Source organism: Kitasatospora sp. NPDC101183, assembly GCF_044767945.1.
Taxonomy (GTDB): domain Bacteria; phylum Actinomycetota; class Actinomycetes; order Streptomycetales; family Streptomycetaceae; genus Kitasatospora.
Window position 1 is genome coordinate 1 of record NZ_JBIWOW010000014.1, and the last position, 17,134, is coordinate 17,134.

Annotated in this window: 18 protein-coding genes and 1 pseudogene; 18 read left to right on the plus strand and 1 reads right to left on the minus strand. The window is 71.3% G+C overall.

Annotated elements, in window-relative coordinates:
• Positions 1–195 precede the first annotated feature (195 nt).
• Positions 196–801 (plus strand): hypothetical protein, encoded by a 606-nt coding sequence (locus tag ACIRRS_RS20430; protein WP_402972528.1) that lies wholly within the window; start codon positions 196–198, stop codon positions 799–801.
• 7 nt (positions 802–808) lie between these two features.
• Here ACIRRS_RS20430 and ACIRRS_RS20435 read toward each other — a convergent pair whose 3' ends face one another.
• The gene (locus ACIRRS_RS20435; protein ID WP_402972530.1) at positions 809–1,114 is read right to left on the minus strand and encodes a ferredoxin; all 306 of its coding nucleotides are present in this window, start codon (positions 1,112–1,114) and stop codon (positions 809–811) included.
• A 285-nt stretch (positions 1,115–1,399) separates the two neighbouring features.
• Between ACIRRS_RS20435 and arc the strand changes: the two genes are divergently transcribed.
• From arc to ACIRRS_RS20520, 17 genes and pseudogenes are all read left to right on the plus strand, one after another.
• On the plus strand, positions 1,400–3,166 hold the full coding sequence (arc, locus tag ACIRRS_RS20440) for a proteasome ATPase (RefSeq protein ID WP_402972532.1): 1,767 nt from the start codon (positions 1,400–1,402) through the stop codon (positions 3,164–3,166).
• Positions 3,167–3,379: 213 nt separating this feature from the next.
• Positions 3,380–4,891, plus strand: coding sequence for a depupylase/deamidase Dop (gene dop / locus ACIRRS_RS20445; protein WP_402972534.1), 1,512 nt, complete (start codon positions 3,380–3,382; stop codon positions 4,889–4,891).
• A gap of 182 nt (positions 4,892–5,073) precedes the next feature.
• The gene (locus ACIRRS_RS20450; RefSeq protein ID WP_402972536.1) at positions 5,074–5,292 is read left to right on the plus strand and encodes a ubiquitin-like protein Pup; all 219 of its coding nucleotides are present in this window, start codon (positions 5,074–5,076) and stop codon (positions 5,290–5,292) included.
• A gap of 133 nt (positions 5,293–5,425) precedes the next feature.
• Positions 5,426–5,503 (plus strand): annotated as a pseudogene (locus tag ACIRRS_RS20455) (recombination endonuclease VII); the annotation flags it as partial.
• Positions 5,500–6,297, plus strand: a complete 798-nt coding sequence (gene prcB, locus ACIRRS_RS20460) for a proteasome subunit beta (RefSeq protein WP_402972928.1) — start codon at positions 5,500–5,502, stop codon at positions 6,295–6,297. The pseudogene ACIRRS_RS20455 and the gene prcB, both read left to right, overlap by 4 nt.
• A 48-nt stretch (positions 6,298–6,345) precedes the next feature.
• Positions 6,346–7,107: a proteasome subunit alpha gene (gene prcA / locus ACIRRS_RS20465; protein ID WP_402972538.1), complete on the plus strand. Its 762-nt coding sequence runs from the start codon at positions 6,346–6,348 to the stop codon at positions 7,105–7,107.
• A 112-nt stretch (positions 7,108–7,219) separates the two neighbouring features.
• On the plus strand, positions 7,220–8,581 hold the full coding sequence (gene pafA / locus ACIRRS_RS20470; protein ID WP_402972539.1) for a Pup--protein ligase: 1,362 nt from the start codon (positions 7,220–7,222) through the stop codon (positions 8,579–8,581).
• A 108-nt stretch (positions 8,582–8,689) separates the two neighbouring features.
• Positions 8,690–9,679 carry an FKBP-type peptidyl-prolyl cis-trans isomerase gene (locus tag ACIRRS_RS20475; RefSeq protein WP_402972541.1) on the plus strand — a complete coding sequence of 330 codons (990 nt, stop codon included), beginning with the start codon at positions 8,690–8,692 and terminating at the stop codon, positions 9,677–9,679.
• Between the two features lie 203 nt (positions 9,680–9,882).
• A complete protein-coding gene (locus ACIRRS_RS20480) occupies positions 9,883–11,205 on the plus strand; it encodes an FKBP-type peptidyl-prolyl cis-trans isomerase (protein ID WP_402972543.1) in 1,323 nt (440 codons plus the stop codon).
• A gap of 178 nt (positions 11,206–11,383) precedes the next feature.
• Positions 11,384–11,767: an FKBP-type peptidyl-prolyl cis-trans isomerase gene (locus ACIRRS_RS20485; protein ID WP_402972545.1), complete on the plus strand. Its 384-nt coding sequence runs from the start codon at positions 11,384–11,386 to the stop codon at positions 11,765–11,767.
• A 166-nt stretch (positions 11,768–11,933) separates the two neighbouring features.
• Positions 11,934–12,908, plus strand: coding sequence for a helix-turn-helix transcriptional regulator (locus ACIRRS_RS20490; protein WP_402972547.1), 975 nt, complete (start codon positions 11,934–11,936; stop codon positions 12,906–12,908).
• A complete protein-coding gene (locus ACIRRS_RS20495; RefSeq protein WP_402972549.1) occupies positions 12,905–13,861 on the plus strand; it encodes a helix-turn-helix transcriptional regulator in 957 nt (318 codons plus the stop codon). Before ACIRRS_RS20490 ends, ACIRRS_RS20495 begins: the two co-directional genes overlap by 4 nt.
• A 3-nt stretch (positions 13,862–13,864) precedes the next feature.
• On the plus strand, positions 13,865–14,095 hold the full coding sequence (locus ACIRRS_RS20500) for a hypothetical protein (RefSeq protein WP_402972550.1): 231 nt from the start codon (positions 13,865–13,867) through the stop codon (positions 14,093–14,095).
• A gap of 24 nt (positions 14,096–14,119) precedes the next feature.
• Complete coding sequence (locus tag ACIRRS_RS20505; RefSeq protein WP_402972552.1) at positions 14,120–14,293, plus strand: hypothetical protein; 174 nt, start codon at positions 14,120–14,122, stop codon at positions 14,291–14,293.
• A gap of 217 nt (positions 14,294–14,510) precedes the next feature.
• On the plus strand, positions 14,511–14,807 hold the full coding sequence (tatA, locus tag ACIRRS_RS20510) for a Sec-independent protein translocase subunit TatA (protein ID WP_402972554.1): 297 nt from the start codon (positions 14,511–14,513) through the stop codon (positions 14,805–14,807).
• A gap of 140 nt (positions 14,808–14,947) precedes the next feature.
• Positions 14,948–15,844, plus strand: a complete 897-nt coding sequence (gene tatC, locus ACIRRS_RS20515) for a twin-arginine translocase subunit TatC (protein ID WP_402972930.1) — start codon at positions 14,948–14,950, stop codon at positions 15,842–15,844.
• Positions 15,845–15,957: 113 nt separating this feature from the next.
• Positions 15,958–17,109 (plus strand): NAD(P)/FAD-dependent oxidoreductase, encoded by a 1,152-nt coding sequence (locus ACIRRS_RS20520; protein ID WP_402972556.1) that lies wholly within the window; start codon positions 15,958–15,960, stop codon positions 17,107–17,109.
• The last annotated feature ends 25 nt before the right edge of the window (positions 17,110–17,134 follow it).

Sequence of the window (17,134 nt, forward strand, 5' to 3'; positions counted from 1 at the left end):
CCGCCGCCGCTGCGGGGGGGCCGGGCGCCCGCCCCCGGCCCCCCCGCCCCCCCCCGGGCCCCCCCGGGCGGGGGGGGGGGGGCGGGGGGGGTGGGGGGGGGGGGGGGGGGCCCCCCCCCCCCACCCCTTCGTCGTGAGCGCCCCCGGTGGTGTGGGACGATGCAGGCTCACCCACACCGCTGGAGGGGACGCCTGGTGGAGACCGCGGTCGAGGCGAAGGCCGGACAGCAGACGGCGTCCGGCCGTACGGGGCCCGGGCACGCGCGAACTTCCCTCTGGCACTGGGCCCTTGCCCTGGCCGGCTGCGGAGCGGTGGTCGCCACCGCGCTCGCCGCCTCCCCGGCGACCGGCAGCCCGGTGCCCGTCCACGCCGCCCCCTCGGCGCTGCCCCCGGCCGCCGCACCAGATCCGGCCAAGGCCCAACTCCCGCTCGACTGCGGCCCGTTCCCGGTGAAGACGGCGCTCAGCGTGCCCGCGGTCCTGGCCGACGGCAAGCCCGCCACCCTCGTCGCCGCGCACTGCGACGCCGAGACCGGCAACCCGCCGGACGCCGTCTACCTGCTCGGCTTCGGCACCGACGGCGCGCCGAAGGTGCTCGCCACCCTGCTCTCCGAGCGCGACAACCTGACCGTCGGCCGGCTCGCGCTGCGCTCCGACGGCGCCATCACCGGCCACGCGCAGGGGTATTCGAGCGAGGACGTGCCGCGCTTCAGCCCCGACGTCTCGCTCGACCTCGTCTGGACGCGCAAGGGCGGCGGCTGGGAACGCACCCAGACCGCCGCCCCGGTCACCCGTACCTGAGCCCGCGCTAGTCCGCGTCCGGCCCGTACACCTCGACCCGGTCCGAGACCCGGCGCACGTGGATGCAGTCGCCGGGGCACTCCTTCGCCGAGTCCACCACGTCCTGAAGGATCGTCAGCGGCACCGGGGCGGTCTCCCCGGGCTGCTGGCGCAACTCCTCGTCCGGGCCCTTCACATAGGCCAGCCCGTCGATGTCCAGCTCGAAGACCTCGGGGGCGTACTGCGCGCAGATGCCGTCGCCGGTGCACAGATCCTGGTCGATCCACACCTCCAGCTGCTCGGCCTCCGTCGCCGTCTGCTCGGTCACCGACATGTCCCCTGCCGTTTCTGTCCCGGGTCGCCCCCATTCCGGGGGCAATCCCGCCATTCGTACAACGATCCGACCCCATAGCGCCGGTCGCGATCGGATATCGCTTCGCTCGACGATACATCTGGCCCGCTTTGGGCCGTGCGCGGTGGGTATCCCCTTAGCAGAGGGGAAGCACGCTGGGGCGAAGATCGGACACGCCCGTTCCATCTTTCTTGATCTAGGGGTTTACGGACCCCTGGTCCCAGGTAGGGTCTGGAAGCGTCCAGCTCCCCGGAGGAGGTGAGGACCGTGGCAGCCCACGATGACGACTACAACCGCAGCACCGGCAGGCCCGCTCGTGGTTCCGACGAGGCCGCTCAGGTCTCGTTCCTTGAGCAGGAAATCGCCGTGCTGCGCCGCAAGCTCGCCGACTCGCCGCGCAATTCGAGAATCCTCGAAGAGCGGATCGTCGAGCTCCAGACCAACCTGGCCGGCGTGTCCGCCCAGAACGAACGGCTCGCCTCCACCCTGCGCGAGGCCCGCGACCAGATCGTGGCCCTCAAGGAGGAAGTGGACCGGCTGGCACAGCCCCCGGCCGGCTTCGGCACCTTCCTCGAAGCGAACGAGGACGGCACCGCGGACATCTTCACCGGGGGGCGCAAGCTCCGCGTGAACGTCAGCCCCACCGTCGCCCTGGACGAACTGCGGCGCGGCCAGGAGGTGATGCTCAACGAGGCCCTCAACATCGTGGACGCGATGGCCTTCGAGCGCATCGGCGAGATCGTCACCCTCAAGGAGATCCTCGAGGACGGCGAACGAGCCCTGGTCATCGGCCACACCGACGACGAGAGGGTCGTGCGGCTGGCGGAACCGCTGCGGGGGATCACCATCCGGGCGGGGGACGCCCTGCTGCTGGAACCGCGCTCGGGCTACGTGTACGAGGTGGTGCCGAAGTCCGAGGTCGAGGAGCTCGTCCTCGAAGAGGTCCCGGACATCGACTACCGCCAGATCGGCGGCCTCGGCAACCAGATCGAGCTGATCCGCGACGCGGTCGAGCTGCCGTACCTGCACGCCGACCTCTTCAAGGAGTACGAGCTGCGCCCGCCCAAGGGCGTGCTGCTCTACGGCCCGCCCGGCTGCGGCAAGACGCTGATCGCCAAGGCGGTCGCCAACTCGCTGGCCAAGAAGGTCGCCGAGGTGACCGGACGCCCCCAGGGGAAGAGCTACTTCCTCAACATCAAGGGCCCCGAGCTCCTCAACAAGTACGTCGGCGAGACCGAGCGGCAGATCCGCCTGGTCTTCCAGCGGGCCAGGGAGAAGGCGAGCGAGGGCACGCCCGTCATCGTCTTCTTCGACGAGATGGAGTCGCTCTTCCGCACCCGGGGCTCGGGCGTCAGCTCGGACGTGGAGAACACCATCGTCCCGCAGCTGCTCGCCGAGATCGACGGCGTGGAGGGCCTGGAGAACGTCATCGTCATCGGCGCCTCGAACCGCGAGGACATGATCGACCCGGCGATCCTGCGGCCCGGCCGCCTGGACGTCAAGATCAAGATCGAGCGCCCCGACGCCGAGGCCGCGAAGGACATCTTCTCCAAGTACCTCAAGGACTCGCTGCCGTTCCACCCGGACGACCTCAAGGAGCACGACGGCTCCCTGGGGGCGACGGTGGCCGCGATGATCCAGTCCGTGGTCGAGCGGATGTACTCGGAGACGGAGGAGAACCGCTTCCTGGAGGTCACCTACGCCAACGGTGACAAGGAGGTCCTGTACTTCAAGGACTTCAACTCCGGCGCGATGATCCAGAACATCGTCGACCGCGCGAAGAAGATGGCCATCAAGGACTTCCTCGACCACGGCCAGCGCGGTCTGCGCGTCTCCCACCTGCTCGCCGCCTGCGTGGACGAGTTCAAGGAGAACGAGGACCTGCCCAACACGACCAACCCGGACGACTGGGCCCGCATCTCCGGCAAGAAGGGCGAGCGGATCGTCTTCATCCGCACCCTGGTCACCGGCAAGCAGGGCGCCGAGTCCGGCCGCTCGATCGACACCGTCGCCAACACGGGGCAGTACCTGTAAGCACCAGCGGTTCTCCGGAGCCGTACGCACAACCGTCCGGCTGTGGCGCCTCGCGGCCCCGCAGCCGGACGGCGCGTCTCGGGGCCCGCCCGTCAGTGCCGGGTTCTAGGCTCGACCCACCGTCCGCGGGCACAACGCCGGCGCCGGTGTTGTTCAGCGGTACGTCAGCGTGTTCCGCCCGTCCGGGGCGGAGCACCGGGCAAGGAGGGCCGCATGACCGTACGGCGCGTGATGGGGATCGAGACCGAGTACGGGATCTCCGTGCCCGGGCACCCCAACGCCAACGCCATGCTCACCTCGTCCCAGATCGTCAACGCCTACGCGGCGGCGATGCACCGGGCCCGGCGGGCCCGCTGGGACTTCGAGGAGGAGAACCCGCTGCGCGACGCGCGGGGGTTCGACCTCGCGCGCGAGGTGGCGGACGCCAGCCAGCTGACCGACGAGGACATCGGCCTCGCCAATGTGATCCTGACCAACGGGGCCCGGTTCTACGTGGACCACGCGCACCCCGAGTACAGCTCGCCCGAGGTGACCAACCCGCGCGACGCCGTGCTCTGGGACAAGGCCGGTGAGCGGATCATGGCCGCCGCCGCCCGGCGCGCGCTGGAGCTGCCCAACGGGCAGAACATCCTCCTGTACAAGAACAACACCGACAACAAGGGCGCCTCCTACGGCACCCACGAGAACTACCTGATGAAGCGGGCGACGCCGTTCGCCGACATCGTCCGCCACCTGACCCCGTTCTTCGTCTCCCGCCAGGTCGTCACGGGCGCCGGCCGGGTCGGCATCGGGCAGGACGGCTCGGCGCACGGCTTCCAGATCAGCCAGCGGGCGGACTACTTCGAGGTCGAGGTCGGCCTGGAGACCACCCTCAAGCGCCCGATCATCAACACCCGCGACGAGCCGCACGCCGACGCCGAGAAGTACCGCCGGCTGCACGTGATCATCGGGGACGCCAACCTCTCCGAGGTCTCCACCTACCTCAAGCTGGGCACCACCTCGCTGGTCCTGTCGATGATCGAGGACTCCTTCATCGCCTCCGACCTCGCCGTCGACCAGCCGGTGCGCACCCTGCACCGGGTCTCCCACGACCCGTCGCTCAAGCACCTGATCACCCTGCGCAACGGGCGCAGGCTCACCGCCGTCCAACTGCAGCTGGAGTACTTCGAGCTGGCCCGCAAGTACGTCGAGGACCGCTTCGGCACGGACGCCGACGAGCAGACCGTGGACGTGCTGGCCCGCTGGGAGGACGTCCTGGGGCGGCTGGAGAACGACCCGATGTCGCTCTCCCGGCAGCTCGACTGGATCGCCAAGCGGGAGATCCTGGAGGGCTACCGGAGCCGGGACGCGCTGGAGTGGGACAACTCCCGGCTGCACCTGGTCGACCTCCAGTACAGCGACGTCCGGCCCGAGAAGGGCCTCTACAACCGTCTGGTGGCGCGTGGCCGCTTCGAGCGGATGGTGACCGAGGAGGAGGTCGAGCGGGCCGTCTCGCAGCCCCCGGAGGACACCAGGGCCTACTTCCGAGGGCGCTGCCTCGACCAGTACGCGGAGCACGTCGCGGCGGCCTCCTGGGACTCGGTGATCTTCGACCTGCCGGGGCGCGACTCGTTGCAGCGCGTGCCCACCCTGGAGCCCCTGCGGGGCACCCGCAACCACGTCAAGGAGCTGCTGGACCGCTGCCGCACGGCGGAGGACCTCCTCCGTGTCCTGGCCGGCGGGTAACTTTTCGATCACCACGGGTGAACGTCCGCCGAATGGGAATCATCCGGGGTGGCAGCGGGTGTTGGACAGGAAGCGCCACGGCAAACCGGCAGCGGCCGTCGCACCTTGTGTATAGGGTCGGTGCCGAACGGCATCGACCGACCGACCAAACCGTGCCAGACGAATCGAGCGGGGTGAGGGAAATGGCGAGCAAGGACACCAGCGGCGGCCAGCAGCGGGCGAACCGCTCCTCCGAGGAGGTCGAGGAACAGGCCGCGGAAACCCAGAATTCCGACGACCTCAAGGAGCGCCAGGAAAAGCTGAGCGACGACGTCGACGCGGTTCTCGACGAAATCGACGAGGTGCTCGAGTCGAACGCCGAGGATTTCGTGCGCGGATTCGTGCAGAAGGGCGGGCAATAGCCCCGTACCCGGTATTCCGGAATTCACGGTCGCGACCGTCGAAACGCGGCCGGGCGGCCCCGCCGCCCGGCCGTCCGGCACCGGCCCTCCAGCCCCCGGTGATGATCGTCGGGCGGGTAGGGTGCGGGCAGCGCGCGCTTCAAGCTACCTGGAAGGAATCGTGTGGAAGCCAACACTCGTGGCACCGGGCGTCTACCGGCTGCCTTCCTGACCCCGGGGTCGTCCTCGTTCCTGGACTTCCTCGCCGAGCACAAGCCGGAGCTGTTGCCGGGCCGGCGCGGACTCCCCGAGGGGACCGTGGTCGAGGCGCCGCACGGGACGACCATCGTCGCCGCGGTGTTCGACGGCGGCGTGGTCATCGCCGGTGACCGCCGGGCGACGATGGGGAACGTCATCGCCCAGCGCGACATCGAGAAGGTCTTCCCCGCCGACGAGTACAGCGGGCTGGGCATCGCCGGCACCGCCGGCCTCGCGGTCGAGATGGTCCGGCTGTTCCAGCTGGAGCTGGAGCACTACGAGAAGATCGAGGGCACCACGCTCTCCCTGGAGGGCAAGGCCAACCGCCTGACGACCATGATCCGGGGCAACCTCGGCATGGCGATGCAGGGCCTGGCCGTCGTCCCGCTGTTCGCCGGATACGACCTCGACCTCGGTCGCGGCCGGATCTTCAACTACGACGTCACCGGCGGGCGTTCGGAGGAGCGCGGGTTCGCCGCCACCGGCTCCGGCTCGGTGTTCGCGCGGGGCTCGCTCAAGAAGCTCTACCGCGAGGACCTGACGGCCGAGCAGGCCTCCACCCTGGTCGTCCAGGCGCTGTACGACGCGGCCGACGACGACTCCGCCACCGGCGGCCCGGACCTCGCCCGCAAGATCTACCCGATCGTCTCGCTGATCACGGCGGACGGCTTCCACCGGCTCACCGAGACCGAGGTCGCCGCGATCGCCGTCGCGATCACCGACGAGCGCCTGACCCGCCCCAACGGCCCGCAGGCCCCGCTGATCTAGTCACTCCCAGCTGATCTGGCCACTCCTACAGGAAAGGGACGACCGCCGGTGTCGACACCGTTCTACGTCTCGCCCCAGCAGGCCATGGCGGACCGCGCGGAGTACGCCCGCAAGGGCATCGCGCGAGGCCGCAGCGTGGTCGTGCTCACCTACACCGATGGCATCGTCTTCGTCGCGGAGAACACCTCGCGGGCGCTGCACAAGGTCTCCGAGATCTACGACAAGATCGCCTTCGCGGCGGTCGGCCGCTACAACGAGTTCGAGAACCTGCGCATCGGCGGCGTCCGCTACGCCGACCTGCGGGGCTTCTCCTACGACCGGGCCGACGTCACCGCCCGGGGCCTGGCCAACGTCTACGCCCAGACGCTGGGCACCATCTTCTCCTCGGTCGGCGAGAAGCCGTACGAGGTCGAGCTGATCGTGGCCGAGGTCGGCCGCGACTCCGACCAGGACCAGATCTACCGGCTCACGCCGGACGGCTCGGTCGTGGACGAGAAGAACTACGTGGTGGTCGGCGGCAACGCCGACTCCATCGGCAACTACCTGGGCCAGCGCCACCGGGCCGGGCTGAGCCTGACCGAGGCCGTCAGGGTCGCGGTCGACTCGCTGGCACGGGACCCCAACGGGGGGAGCCCGCGCACCCTCACGCCGGAGCAGCTGGAGGTGGCCGTCCTCGACCGCCAGCGGTTCCAGCAGCGGAAGTTCAAGCGCATCCTCGGCAACCAGCTCGGCCGGTTGCTGGAGGGGGACGAGTCCGCCGAGGCGGACGACGAGGACAAGCCGGCGGCCACCCCGCCGTCGGACGAGTAGTGCCTGCGGAGTCCCGTGCGGCGGCCCAACCGCCGTACGGGGCTCCGGTGCCCCTGCGGCGCGTGCGTCGTGGAGGCGGTTTCGGACAGCTCCGACGAACAAGGGAGTGCTCATGGACCGCCGGATTTTCGGGCTGGAGAACGAGTACGGCGTGACCTGCACGTTCCGCGGGCAGCGACGGCTGTCGCCGGACGAGGTGGCGAGGTACCTGTTCCGCCGGGTCGTCTCCTGGGGCCGCAGCAGCAACGTGTTCCTGCGCAACGGCGCCCGCCTCTACCTCGACGTCGGCTCCCACCCCGAGTACGCCACCCCCGAGTGCGACGACGTCGTCGAGCTGGTGACGCACGACAAGGCCGGCGAGCGCATCCTCGAAGGGCTCCTCGTGGACGCCGAGCGGCGGCTGCACGAGGAGGGCATCGCGGGGGACGTCTACCTCTTCAAGAACAACACCGACTCGGCCGGCAACTCCTACGGCTGCCACGAGAACTACCTCGTGGCCCGGCACGGCGAGTTCTCGCGGCTGGCGGACGTGCTCATCCCGTTCCTCGTCACCCGGCAGCTGATCTGCGGGGCCGGCAAGGTGCTGCAGACCCCGCGCGGCGCGGTCTACTGCGTCAGTCAGCGGGCCGAGCACATCTGGGAGGGCGTGAGCTCGGCCACCACCCGCTCGCGCCCGATCATCAACACCAGGGACGAGCCGCACGCGGACGCCGAGCGCTACCGCCGGCTGCACGTGATCGTCGGCGACTCCAACATGTCCGAGACCACGACGCTGCTCAAGGTCGGTGCCACCGACCTGGTGCTGCGGCTGATCGAGGCCGGCGTGGTGATGCGCGACCTCACCCTGGAGAACCCGATCCGGGCGATCCGCGAGGTCAGCCACGACCTCACCGGCACCCACCAGGTGCGCCTGGCCAACGGCCGGGAGGCCAGCGCGCTGGACATCCAGGAGGAGTACTTCACCAAGGCCCTGGACTTCGCCGACCGCAAGGGGCTCAACACCGGCACCATCGCCCAGGTGCTCGACCTGTGGGGCCGCACGCTGGAGGCCGTCCGCAGCGAGAACCTCGACTCGGTGGCCACCGAGATCGACTGGATCATGAAGTACAAGCTCATCGAGCGCTACCGCGCCAAGCACGAGATGAGCATGTCCAACCCGCGGGTGGCGCAGATCGACCTCGCGTACCACGACATCCACCGCCGGCGCGGGCTGTTCTACCTGCTCCAGGGCAAGGGCCAGGCGAAGCGGGTGACCACCGACCTCAAGACCTTCGAGGCCAAGTCGGTGCCGCCGCAGACCACCCGGGCCCGGCTGCGCGGGGACTTCATCCGCCGGGCGCAGGAGCAGCGGCGGGACTTCACCGTCGACTGGGTGCACCTGAAGCTGAACGACCAGGCGCAGCGCACGGTGCTGTGCAAGGACCCGTTCCGGTCGGTGGACGAGCGGGTGGAGAAGCTGATCGCCGGGATGTGATCTTCGCGGCGTCCGGCCCCGGTGGTGTCTACCGGGGCCGGACGCGTGCCGGGCATACGCTGTCCGTCGAATCGGGGGAGCCGACTTCGACCGACAGTTAGGACCACCGTGCGCCGCACCGCCGGTTTGCTTCTCACGCTGCCGCTGCTGCTCGCCGTCGGGTGCAGCAGCTCGCCCAAGGCGGCCTCCCCGGCGACGCCGTCCCCGGCCAGTGCGCCCCCGACCGTGCCCGCTCCGGTCGGCGAGGCCTCGCCGATGCCCGTCCTGTCCGGCGGCGGCTTCGGCTCGAAGGCGACGATCACGATCCCCGAGGGCGCGCAGCCGAGCGGGCAGTTCGTGGTGAACACGGTGAGCGAGGGCGAGCGGTCGACCGTCGGCAAGGGCGACTGGGTGACGGTCAACTACACGGCGAAGGACTGGACGACGGGCAAGGACCTGCCCAGTTCGTACGACCCGAACGGCAAGCCGCAGCTGTACCAGGCGGGCAGCGGGCAGCTGGTGCCGGCGCTGGACCAGAGCGTGATCGGCAAGAAGGTGGGCGCCCGGCTGCTGGTGGTGGCCCCGCCGGCGGCGGCGTTCGGGGACCAGGGGTCGAACCAGCTGGGCGTGGCCAAGGGGGACACGGTGGTGTTCGTGCTGGACGTCATGGAGGCGCTGCCGCCGGACTCCACGCTGACCGGGGCGATGACCCAGCCGGCGGCGACGCTCCCGCAGGTCAAGGACAACGGCAAGGCGCCGATGACGATCACCGTCCCGGCGGGGCAGGCGGCTCCGACCGACCTCCAGCAGGCGGTGCTGGTCAAGGGCGAGGGCAAGCCGGTCAAGAGCGGGCAGACGCTGGTGGTGCAGTACACCGGGGTGCTGTGGGCCAACGGCCAGCAGTTCGACGCCTCCTGGACGCACGGCGGCGCGCAGGCGGTGCAGATCGGCACGGGCAGCGTGATCGAGGGCTGGGACAAGGGCCTCGTCGGGCAGAGCGTCGGCAGCCGGGTGCTGCTGGTGGTGCCGCCCGCGCTGGGCTACCAGGACAAGGCGCAGGGCGCCGTGCCCGCCAACTCGACCCTGGTCTTCGTGATCGACATTCTGGAAGCGGTCTAGGAAGTCGACCGGGGGATTCCGTAGGCTTGGGCGGACGCTCGCAGATCGCGGCGTCCGCCCTCATCCTGAGCTGTCATACTGCCCTCGCACTGTGGCAGGCGCCCCCCGGCGCCCAGGTCCGGGGCGGGCGGTGCGACGGGCGGCCCGGCTCTCACCACGCCGGGTGTGGACCTAGGACCTCGTGGCGAGATGGATGGGGAGTCATGACTGAGAAGACGCCGAGCCCGGGCGGCGACGGCACCGCGGCGAACGGCCCTGCCGGTGACCCGGCCGCCTCGCGACCCGGCGGCCCGATCGCGGCGGATCGCGAGTCGATCGTCGTGCCCCCGGCGATCCTCGCGCAGCAGGCGGGCTGGGCGCAGCCGGGCGAGCAGCCCCGGCCGTCCGGCGCGTCCAAGGAGGACGGCGACGACGCCCCGCAGATCTTCGCCAGCAACGTCCGCCGTGCCGACGTCTCGGAGGCGGGGTACGACGAGAACCCGCCCGGGGTGGGTCGGCTGGGTGTGATCCTCGGCTCGATCCTGACCGTCCTCCTGGTCGGCAGCGCCGTGACGCTCTACCTGGTGAACAAGGACGGCGGGACGAAGGACGAGCCCGCGGCCGCCAAGCCGGACGCGGCGACGACCGCGCCGCCCACGCCGACCGCCGCGCCGGTTCCGCCGATCAAGGACAGCGCCAAGGTGCTGCCGACGATCGGTGGCGACTTCGGCAAGAAGGCCGACATCCAGGTGCCCGGCGAGAAGTCGGACGGCACCTTCGTGGTCAAGGTCCTCTCCGAGGGCAGCGGCCCCAAGGTGGAGAAGAACAACTGGACCTCGGTGGACTACACCGCCAAGGACTGGAACACGGGCAAGGACATCCCGAGCTCGTACGACAACAGCGGCAAGCCGCAGATCTTCCAGGCCGGCACGGACGCGCTGATCCCGGCGCTGGACCAGGCCGTGGTCGGGAAGAAGGCCGGTTCGCGCGTGCTGGTGGTGGCCCCGCCGGCCGCCGCGTTCGGCGACAAGGGCAAGGCCGACATGTCGATCGGCGCGAAGGACGACCTGATCTTCGTGATCGACATCCGCAACACCAACGCGCCGGACTCGGTCGTGAGCGGCACGGTCACCCCGCCGCCGGCGGACTTCCCGCAGGTCAAGGACAACGGCAAGAAGCCGGCGGAGATCACCCCGGTCGCCGGGGCGAAGGACCCGACCGAGCTCAAGTCGCACGTCCTGATCAAGGGCACGGGCCCGGCGGTGGAGAAGGGCGAGAAGGTCGTCGTCCAGTACACCGGCGCGCTGTTCAAGGACGGCAAGGTCTTCGACTCCTCGCTCAGCAAGGGCCAGGCGTTCTCCTTCCCGGTCGGCGGCGGCCAGGTCATCCAGGGCTGGGACCAGGGGCTGGCGGGCCAGACCGTCGGCAGCCGGGTCGAGCTGGTGATCCCGGCGGCGATGGCCTACGGGGACAAGGGCCAGGGCGACATCCCGCCGAACGCCGCACTGGTCTTCGTGGTGGACATCCTCGACGCGGGTCAGGGCTGATCCACTTTCGGGTGACAATGGTGGGCGTGTGACCTACGGGTCCGGCCGCGTGGCCGGGCCCGGACGGGCGGCGGGTGCCCGTACGGTGGTCTGCCAGGCTCTTGGTGTCTGGGCGGACCGGCGTGCGGATGCCCGCCGCTCGGTCGTGTACGGAATTGCGAATGTGAGAAGAGGGACCATGGCTGTCAACCTGAACGAGAAGCCCGAGATCGACTTCCAGGACGGCGACGCCCCCACCGAGCTGCAGGTCCGCGACATCGTCGTGGGCGACGGCGAGGAGGCCAAGCCTGGCCAGGTCGTCAGCGTCCGCTACGTGGGCGTGACCCGTGAGACCGGCGAGGAGTTCGACGCGAGCTGGAACCGCGGCACCACGCCGTTCCAGTTCCCGCTGGGCGCCGGCCGGGTCATCAAGGGCTGGGACCAGGGCGTCGCGGGCATGAAGGTCGGCGGCCGTCGCGAGCTGACCATCCCGTCGCACCTGGGCTACGGCGCCCAGTCGCCGACCCCGGCGATCCCGCCGCACTCGACCCTGATCTTCGTGGTCGACCTGCTGGCCGTCTGAGCCTGCTCGGACCGCGGGCCGGACCCCTTCGGGGGCCCGGCCCGCAGCCGTATCGACCGGCGGCTTTTGCGGTGCGTACCGCTACCGGTACGGTCGGTCTCGCCGGGTTCTGGATCGCCCGGTTGGCGCACCCCGCGCGCGGCGCGGCACACCGGAAGGGTCAGCGATGGCGATCGCCAAGGCAGAGCGGCTGATGAATCTCGCCCTGTGCCTGATGAACACCAGACGTCCGCTCTCCAAGAAGGAGCTGCGGGAATCCATCGAGGCGTACCGCGAGGCCTGGCAGCACAGCAGCGAGGACGCCTTCAACCGGATGTTCGAGCGGGACAAGGACGACCTGCGCGAACTCGGTCTGGTGATCGACGTCGACGAGAGCGCGCTGGACGGGGAGCTGGGCTACCTGGCCCGCCCCGACCGCAACCGGCTGCCGGAGATCGCGCTGGACGCCGAGGAGGCGGCCGCGCTGACCCTGGCCGCCCGGGTCTGGCAGCAGGCCAAGATGTCCGGCGCGGCCAGCGGCGCGCTGCAGAAGCTGCGGGCGGCCGGGGTGCCGTTCGCCGAGGCCGAGGGCCGTACCGCCCTGGAGCCGCGCATCCCCGCCCGGGAGGCCGCGTTCGAGCCGCTGCTCACCGCCGCCCGGGACCGCCGCCCCGTGACCTTCGAGTACCGCAAGGCCGGCGCCGCCGCCGCGGACCTGCGCAGTGTGGAGCCGTGGGCGCTGGAGTGCTGGCGCGGGCACTGGTACCTGGCCGGGTACGACCGTGACCGGGGCGACGCCCGGGTGTTCCGGCTCAGCCGGATCACCGGCAAGGTGCGCAGCAGGCCGGGCGCCTTCGCGGCGCCGGTGCCCGAGCACGTGGACGTGCGCGCCACCGTCGCCAAGTTCGCCGGGGAGGGCGCCACCGCCACCGCGACCGTACGGGTCCGGCGGGGCGCGGGCTTCCCGCTGCGCACCAAGGCGCTGAGCAGCGCCCGGGTCGACGAGGGCTGGGACGAGCTGGAGATCCCGTACGGCAACGGGCTGGGCGCCGACCTCGCGGAGTTCGGGCCGGACGTGCTGGTGCTCGGGCCGGAGGAGCTGCGGGCGGATGTGATCGACCGGCTGCGGGCGGTCGCGGGTAGCGAGGATGTGCGGGCATGAGCAATGCGATCGACCAGACGCGGCGGATGCTGTCGCTGGTCACCTATCTGCGGGAGCGTCCCGGGGCCGAGGTGGCCGAGGTGGCGCGGGCGTTCGGGATCTCCGAGCGGGAGCTGATCGGGGACCTCAACGTGCTGCCGATGTGCGGCACCAGCTTCCGCGGCGGGGACCTGCTCGACATCGACACCGACGGCGAGCGGATCTGGTGGCACAACGTGGACGACGTGGCGCAGCCGCTGCGCCTGGCCGCCGACGAGGCGACCGCGCTGCTGGTGGCCGCCCGCGCGGTCGCCGGGCTGCCGGGGCTGCGCGTCGGTGACCGCGAGGCGCTCACCCGGGCCGTCGCCAAGATCGAGAACGCGGCCGGGGAGAGCGCCGAGGGCAGCGCCCGGGTCGGGGTGACCTTCGAGGCGGAGAGCCACGTCTTCGCGGACATCGACCGGGCGCTCAGCGAGGGCCGGCGGCTGTGGCTGCGGTACTACTCGCACGGGCGCGGCGGGATGACCGAGCGGGAGGTGGACCCGATCCGGCTGCTCACCGAGGGCCACACCTACCTGGAGGCCTGGTGCAGGACCTCGGAGGACCACCGGATGTTCCGGTTGGACCGGGTCGCCGAGATCCGCGTGCTGGACGTCCCGGCGGACCCGCCCCGGCGGGAGCCGCGGGACCTGAGCGGCGGGCTGGTCAACCCGGCGGCGGACGACCCGGAGGTGGTCGTCGAGGTGTCCTCGGGCGGGCGCTGGGTGGCCGAGTACTACACCCACGACAAGGCCGAGGAGCTCGCGGACGGCGGGCTGCGGATCACCCTGCGCAGCGCCGACCCCTCCCAGCTGCGCCCGCTGGCGCTGCGGCTGGGCCGGGACGGGCGGATCGTCTCGCCGCCGGAGCTGGCGGAGCAGGCGCGTTCGGCCGCGCGGGAGGCGCTGGCCGCCTACGGGGAGGGGCGGGCCTGAGGGGTGGAAGCCGGGACGAGGTTCAAGGTGTACTGCTCGGAGTGCCGCGAGAAGGTGGAGCTCCCGGCGGAGGAGTTCCGGCTGACCCTCGGGCGCACGCCGGAGCAGGCGCACTACAGCTTCGGCTGTCCGCGCTGCGGGGCGGGGGTGCGCAAGCCGGCGGGGGAGAAGATCGTCGAGGCGCTGACGGCGGCGGGGGTGCGCACCATGCGGCTCGTGCCGGTGGAGGGGTGACCTCCGCCGTATAGGCTGGGGCGCATGTCCTGGATGCTCGTCGCCGTCGTCCTGCTCGCCACCGCGGGCCTGCTGGTCCTCGGGGTCCTCGCGATCCGGCTCTGGGCGGACGTGCGGGCGCTGGCCAAGGGCGTGGACGCGGCCTCGCGGGCGCTGACCGAGGCGGCGGAGGAGCTGGCGGCCGCGGCTCCCCGCTGACGGTGCACTGATCACGGGTGCCGTAGCACACGTCACGGTTCGGTGGTACCGGGACTGATGCGGGGGTGTGAGGGCGCGTTACGCTCTCAGGTGACTCCTGAACCTGTCCGCCGGGGGTCGCTGTCCTGTTCGGGCGGCCTTCGTCGGGGCGTCATCCGCAGCGGTTACCATCCGCGCGGACGGTCCGGTGGGCCGCCATGAGTGAAGGTGGTCGCGCATGCGCATCTCGATGACCGCGATCGTGGTGGTCGTGATCTTCGCCATCGTGCTGTTCGGAGCCAAGAGGCTGCCGGAGGTGGCGCGGTCGCTGGGCCAGTCCCTGCGCATCCTCAAGAGCGAGGCCAAGGCGATGCGTACGGACGGCGAGGAGGAGGCCGCGCCTGCCGCGCCCGCCTCGCCCTCCTCGTCCGTCGAGGGCGGCGCCGCGCATCAGGCCAAGACCATCCAGACCGCGCCGGGGGCCTCCTCCACGGCCCGTCCGGTGGCCGAGCGCGAGGCCGAAGGGCCGCGCTGAGCCGCCCGTACGCGTGACGCAGCTGGCGTACGCGACCACGCGGGCCCGTCGACCGGCGGGCTCCACGCACGATCTTCCGAGGACCGGGGTTGAGCAAGTTGTCCAAGGCGCCGAAGGCGTCCAAGAATCCTGAGGGGCGGATGGCCCTGGCCGACCACCTCCGGGAACTGCGCAACCGGGTGGTGAAGTCGGTCCTGGCGATCGTGGTGATCACGATCGTCGCCCTGATCTACCACAAGCAGATCGAGACGTTCCTGCTGAAGCCGCTGCCGCAGTGCAACACCCAGGAGGAGATCGCGCACTACCACGGCAAGTGCGCCCAGGTCTCCAACATCGGTCTGACCTCCGGTTTCACCTTCATGCTCCAGGTGGCGCTGACGGCCGGCGTGGTGGGCGCGGTGCCGGTGTGGCTGTGGCAGGTGTGGGCGTTCGTGGCGCCCGGTCTGCACAAGCACGAGAAGAAGTACACCGTCATCTTCATGGTCTGCGGGGCGCCGCTGTTCCTCGCGGGCGTGGCGGTGGCCTTCCTGGTGCTGCCGACCACCGTCCAGGTCCTGATCGCGTTCACCCCGGACAAGACGACACCGATCCTGCCGCCGAACGACTACTTCGACATGGCGACGCGGATGGTGCTGGTCTTCGGCCTGGCCTTCGAGTTCCCGCTGCTGCTCGTGATGATGAACATGGTCGGCATGGTCACGGGCAAGCGGCTGCTGGGCTGGTGGCGCGGGATGATCATGGCGATCACCGTGTTCACGGCCTTCGCGACGCCGAGCGCCGACCCGCTGAGCATGCTGGCGCTGGCCGCGCCGATCTGGGCGCTGTACTTCGTCGCGGTGGGCATTGCGCTGCTCAACGACCGGCGCAAGGCGCGCCGCAACCCCGACGCGGGCCTGGACGACGAGGAGGCCTCGCACCTGGACCTGTCGGTGCAGCCGGTCGCGGGCATCGAGGAGGTGCACGCCTCGGGCGCCCCCGCCGCGAGCGCGGCCCCCGTCCCGGCGGCGCGCCGCGAGCAGATGGACGACATCACCTGATCCGGTGAGCGTGAGGAGCCCCGGCCCGTCGGCCGGGGCTTTTCGCTGTTCGGGCGCCCTCGGCGGGTGCCCTTGGCAGGATGAATGGCATGTGACATATTACTGGCGTGTTGATGAGTCGGAGACCTCCCCTGGACGTCGTCGTGGTCGGCGCCGGCGTCGTCGGCGCGGCCTGTGCGTACTACGCCGCCCGCGCCGGGCTCGCCGTGGCCGTCGTCGACCGAGGGCCCGTGGCCGGCGGGACGACCGGCGCCGGCGAGGGCAACCTGCTGCTCTCCGACAAGGGCCCCGGGCCCGAGCTGGACCTCGCGGTGCTGAGCAGCCGCCTCTGGCGCGAGCTCGCCGAGGAGCTCGGTGCCGCCATGGAGTACGAGCCCAAGGGCGGCGTGGTCGTCGCCTCCACCGAGGCCGGCCAGCAGGCGCTGCGAGAGTTCGCCGCGACGCAGTCCGCCGTCGGGGTGGAGGCCGAGGAGGTGCCCGCCGAGCGGCTGCACGAGCTGGAGCCGCACCTCGCCCCCGGGCTGGCCGGCGGCTTCCACTACCCGCAGGACGCCCAGGTCCAGCCCGCCCTCGCCGCCGCCCACCTGCTGCGCGAGGCCCGCCGGATGGGCGCCGAGCTGATCACCGGCGAGAGCGTCACCGCGATCGACCTCGGCCCGGACGGCGCCGTGCGCGGCGTACGGACCGCGCAGCGCGAGCTGGCCGCCCCCGCCGTCGTCAACGCCGCCGGGACCTGGGGCGGGGAGCTGGCCCAGATGGCCGGGGTGCACCTGCCGGTGATGCCCCGGCGCGGCTTCGTGCTCGTCACCGAGCCGCTGCCCAGGATCGTGCGGCACAAGGTGTACGCCGCCGACTACGTGGCCGACGTCGCCAGCGGCTCGGCCGACCTCCAGACCTCCGGCGTCGTCGAGGGCACCCCCGGGGGGCCGGTGCTGATCGGCGCCAGCCGGGAGCGCGTGGGCTTCGACCGCACGCTCTCCCAGGAGGTGCTGCGCCGGCTCGCCGGGCAGGCCGCCGCGCTGTTCCCGGTGCTCGCCGAGGTGACCGTCATGCGGGCCTACCGGGGCTTCCGCCCGTACCTGCCCGACCACCTGCCGGCCATCGGGGCCGACGCCCGGGTGCCCGGGCTGTACCACGCCTGCGGGCACGAGGGGGCCGGCATCGGGCTGGCCCCGGCCACCGGGCTGCTCATCAGCGAGCAGCTGACCGGCAAGCGGCCGGAGCTGGACCTCGCGCCCTTCGGCGCGGACCGGTTCGCGCGGTGAACCCCGGCCTGGGAGTCGGCCCGGA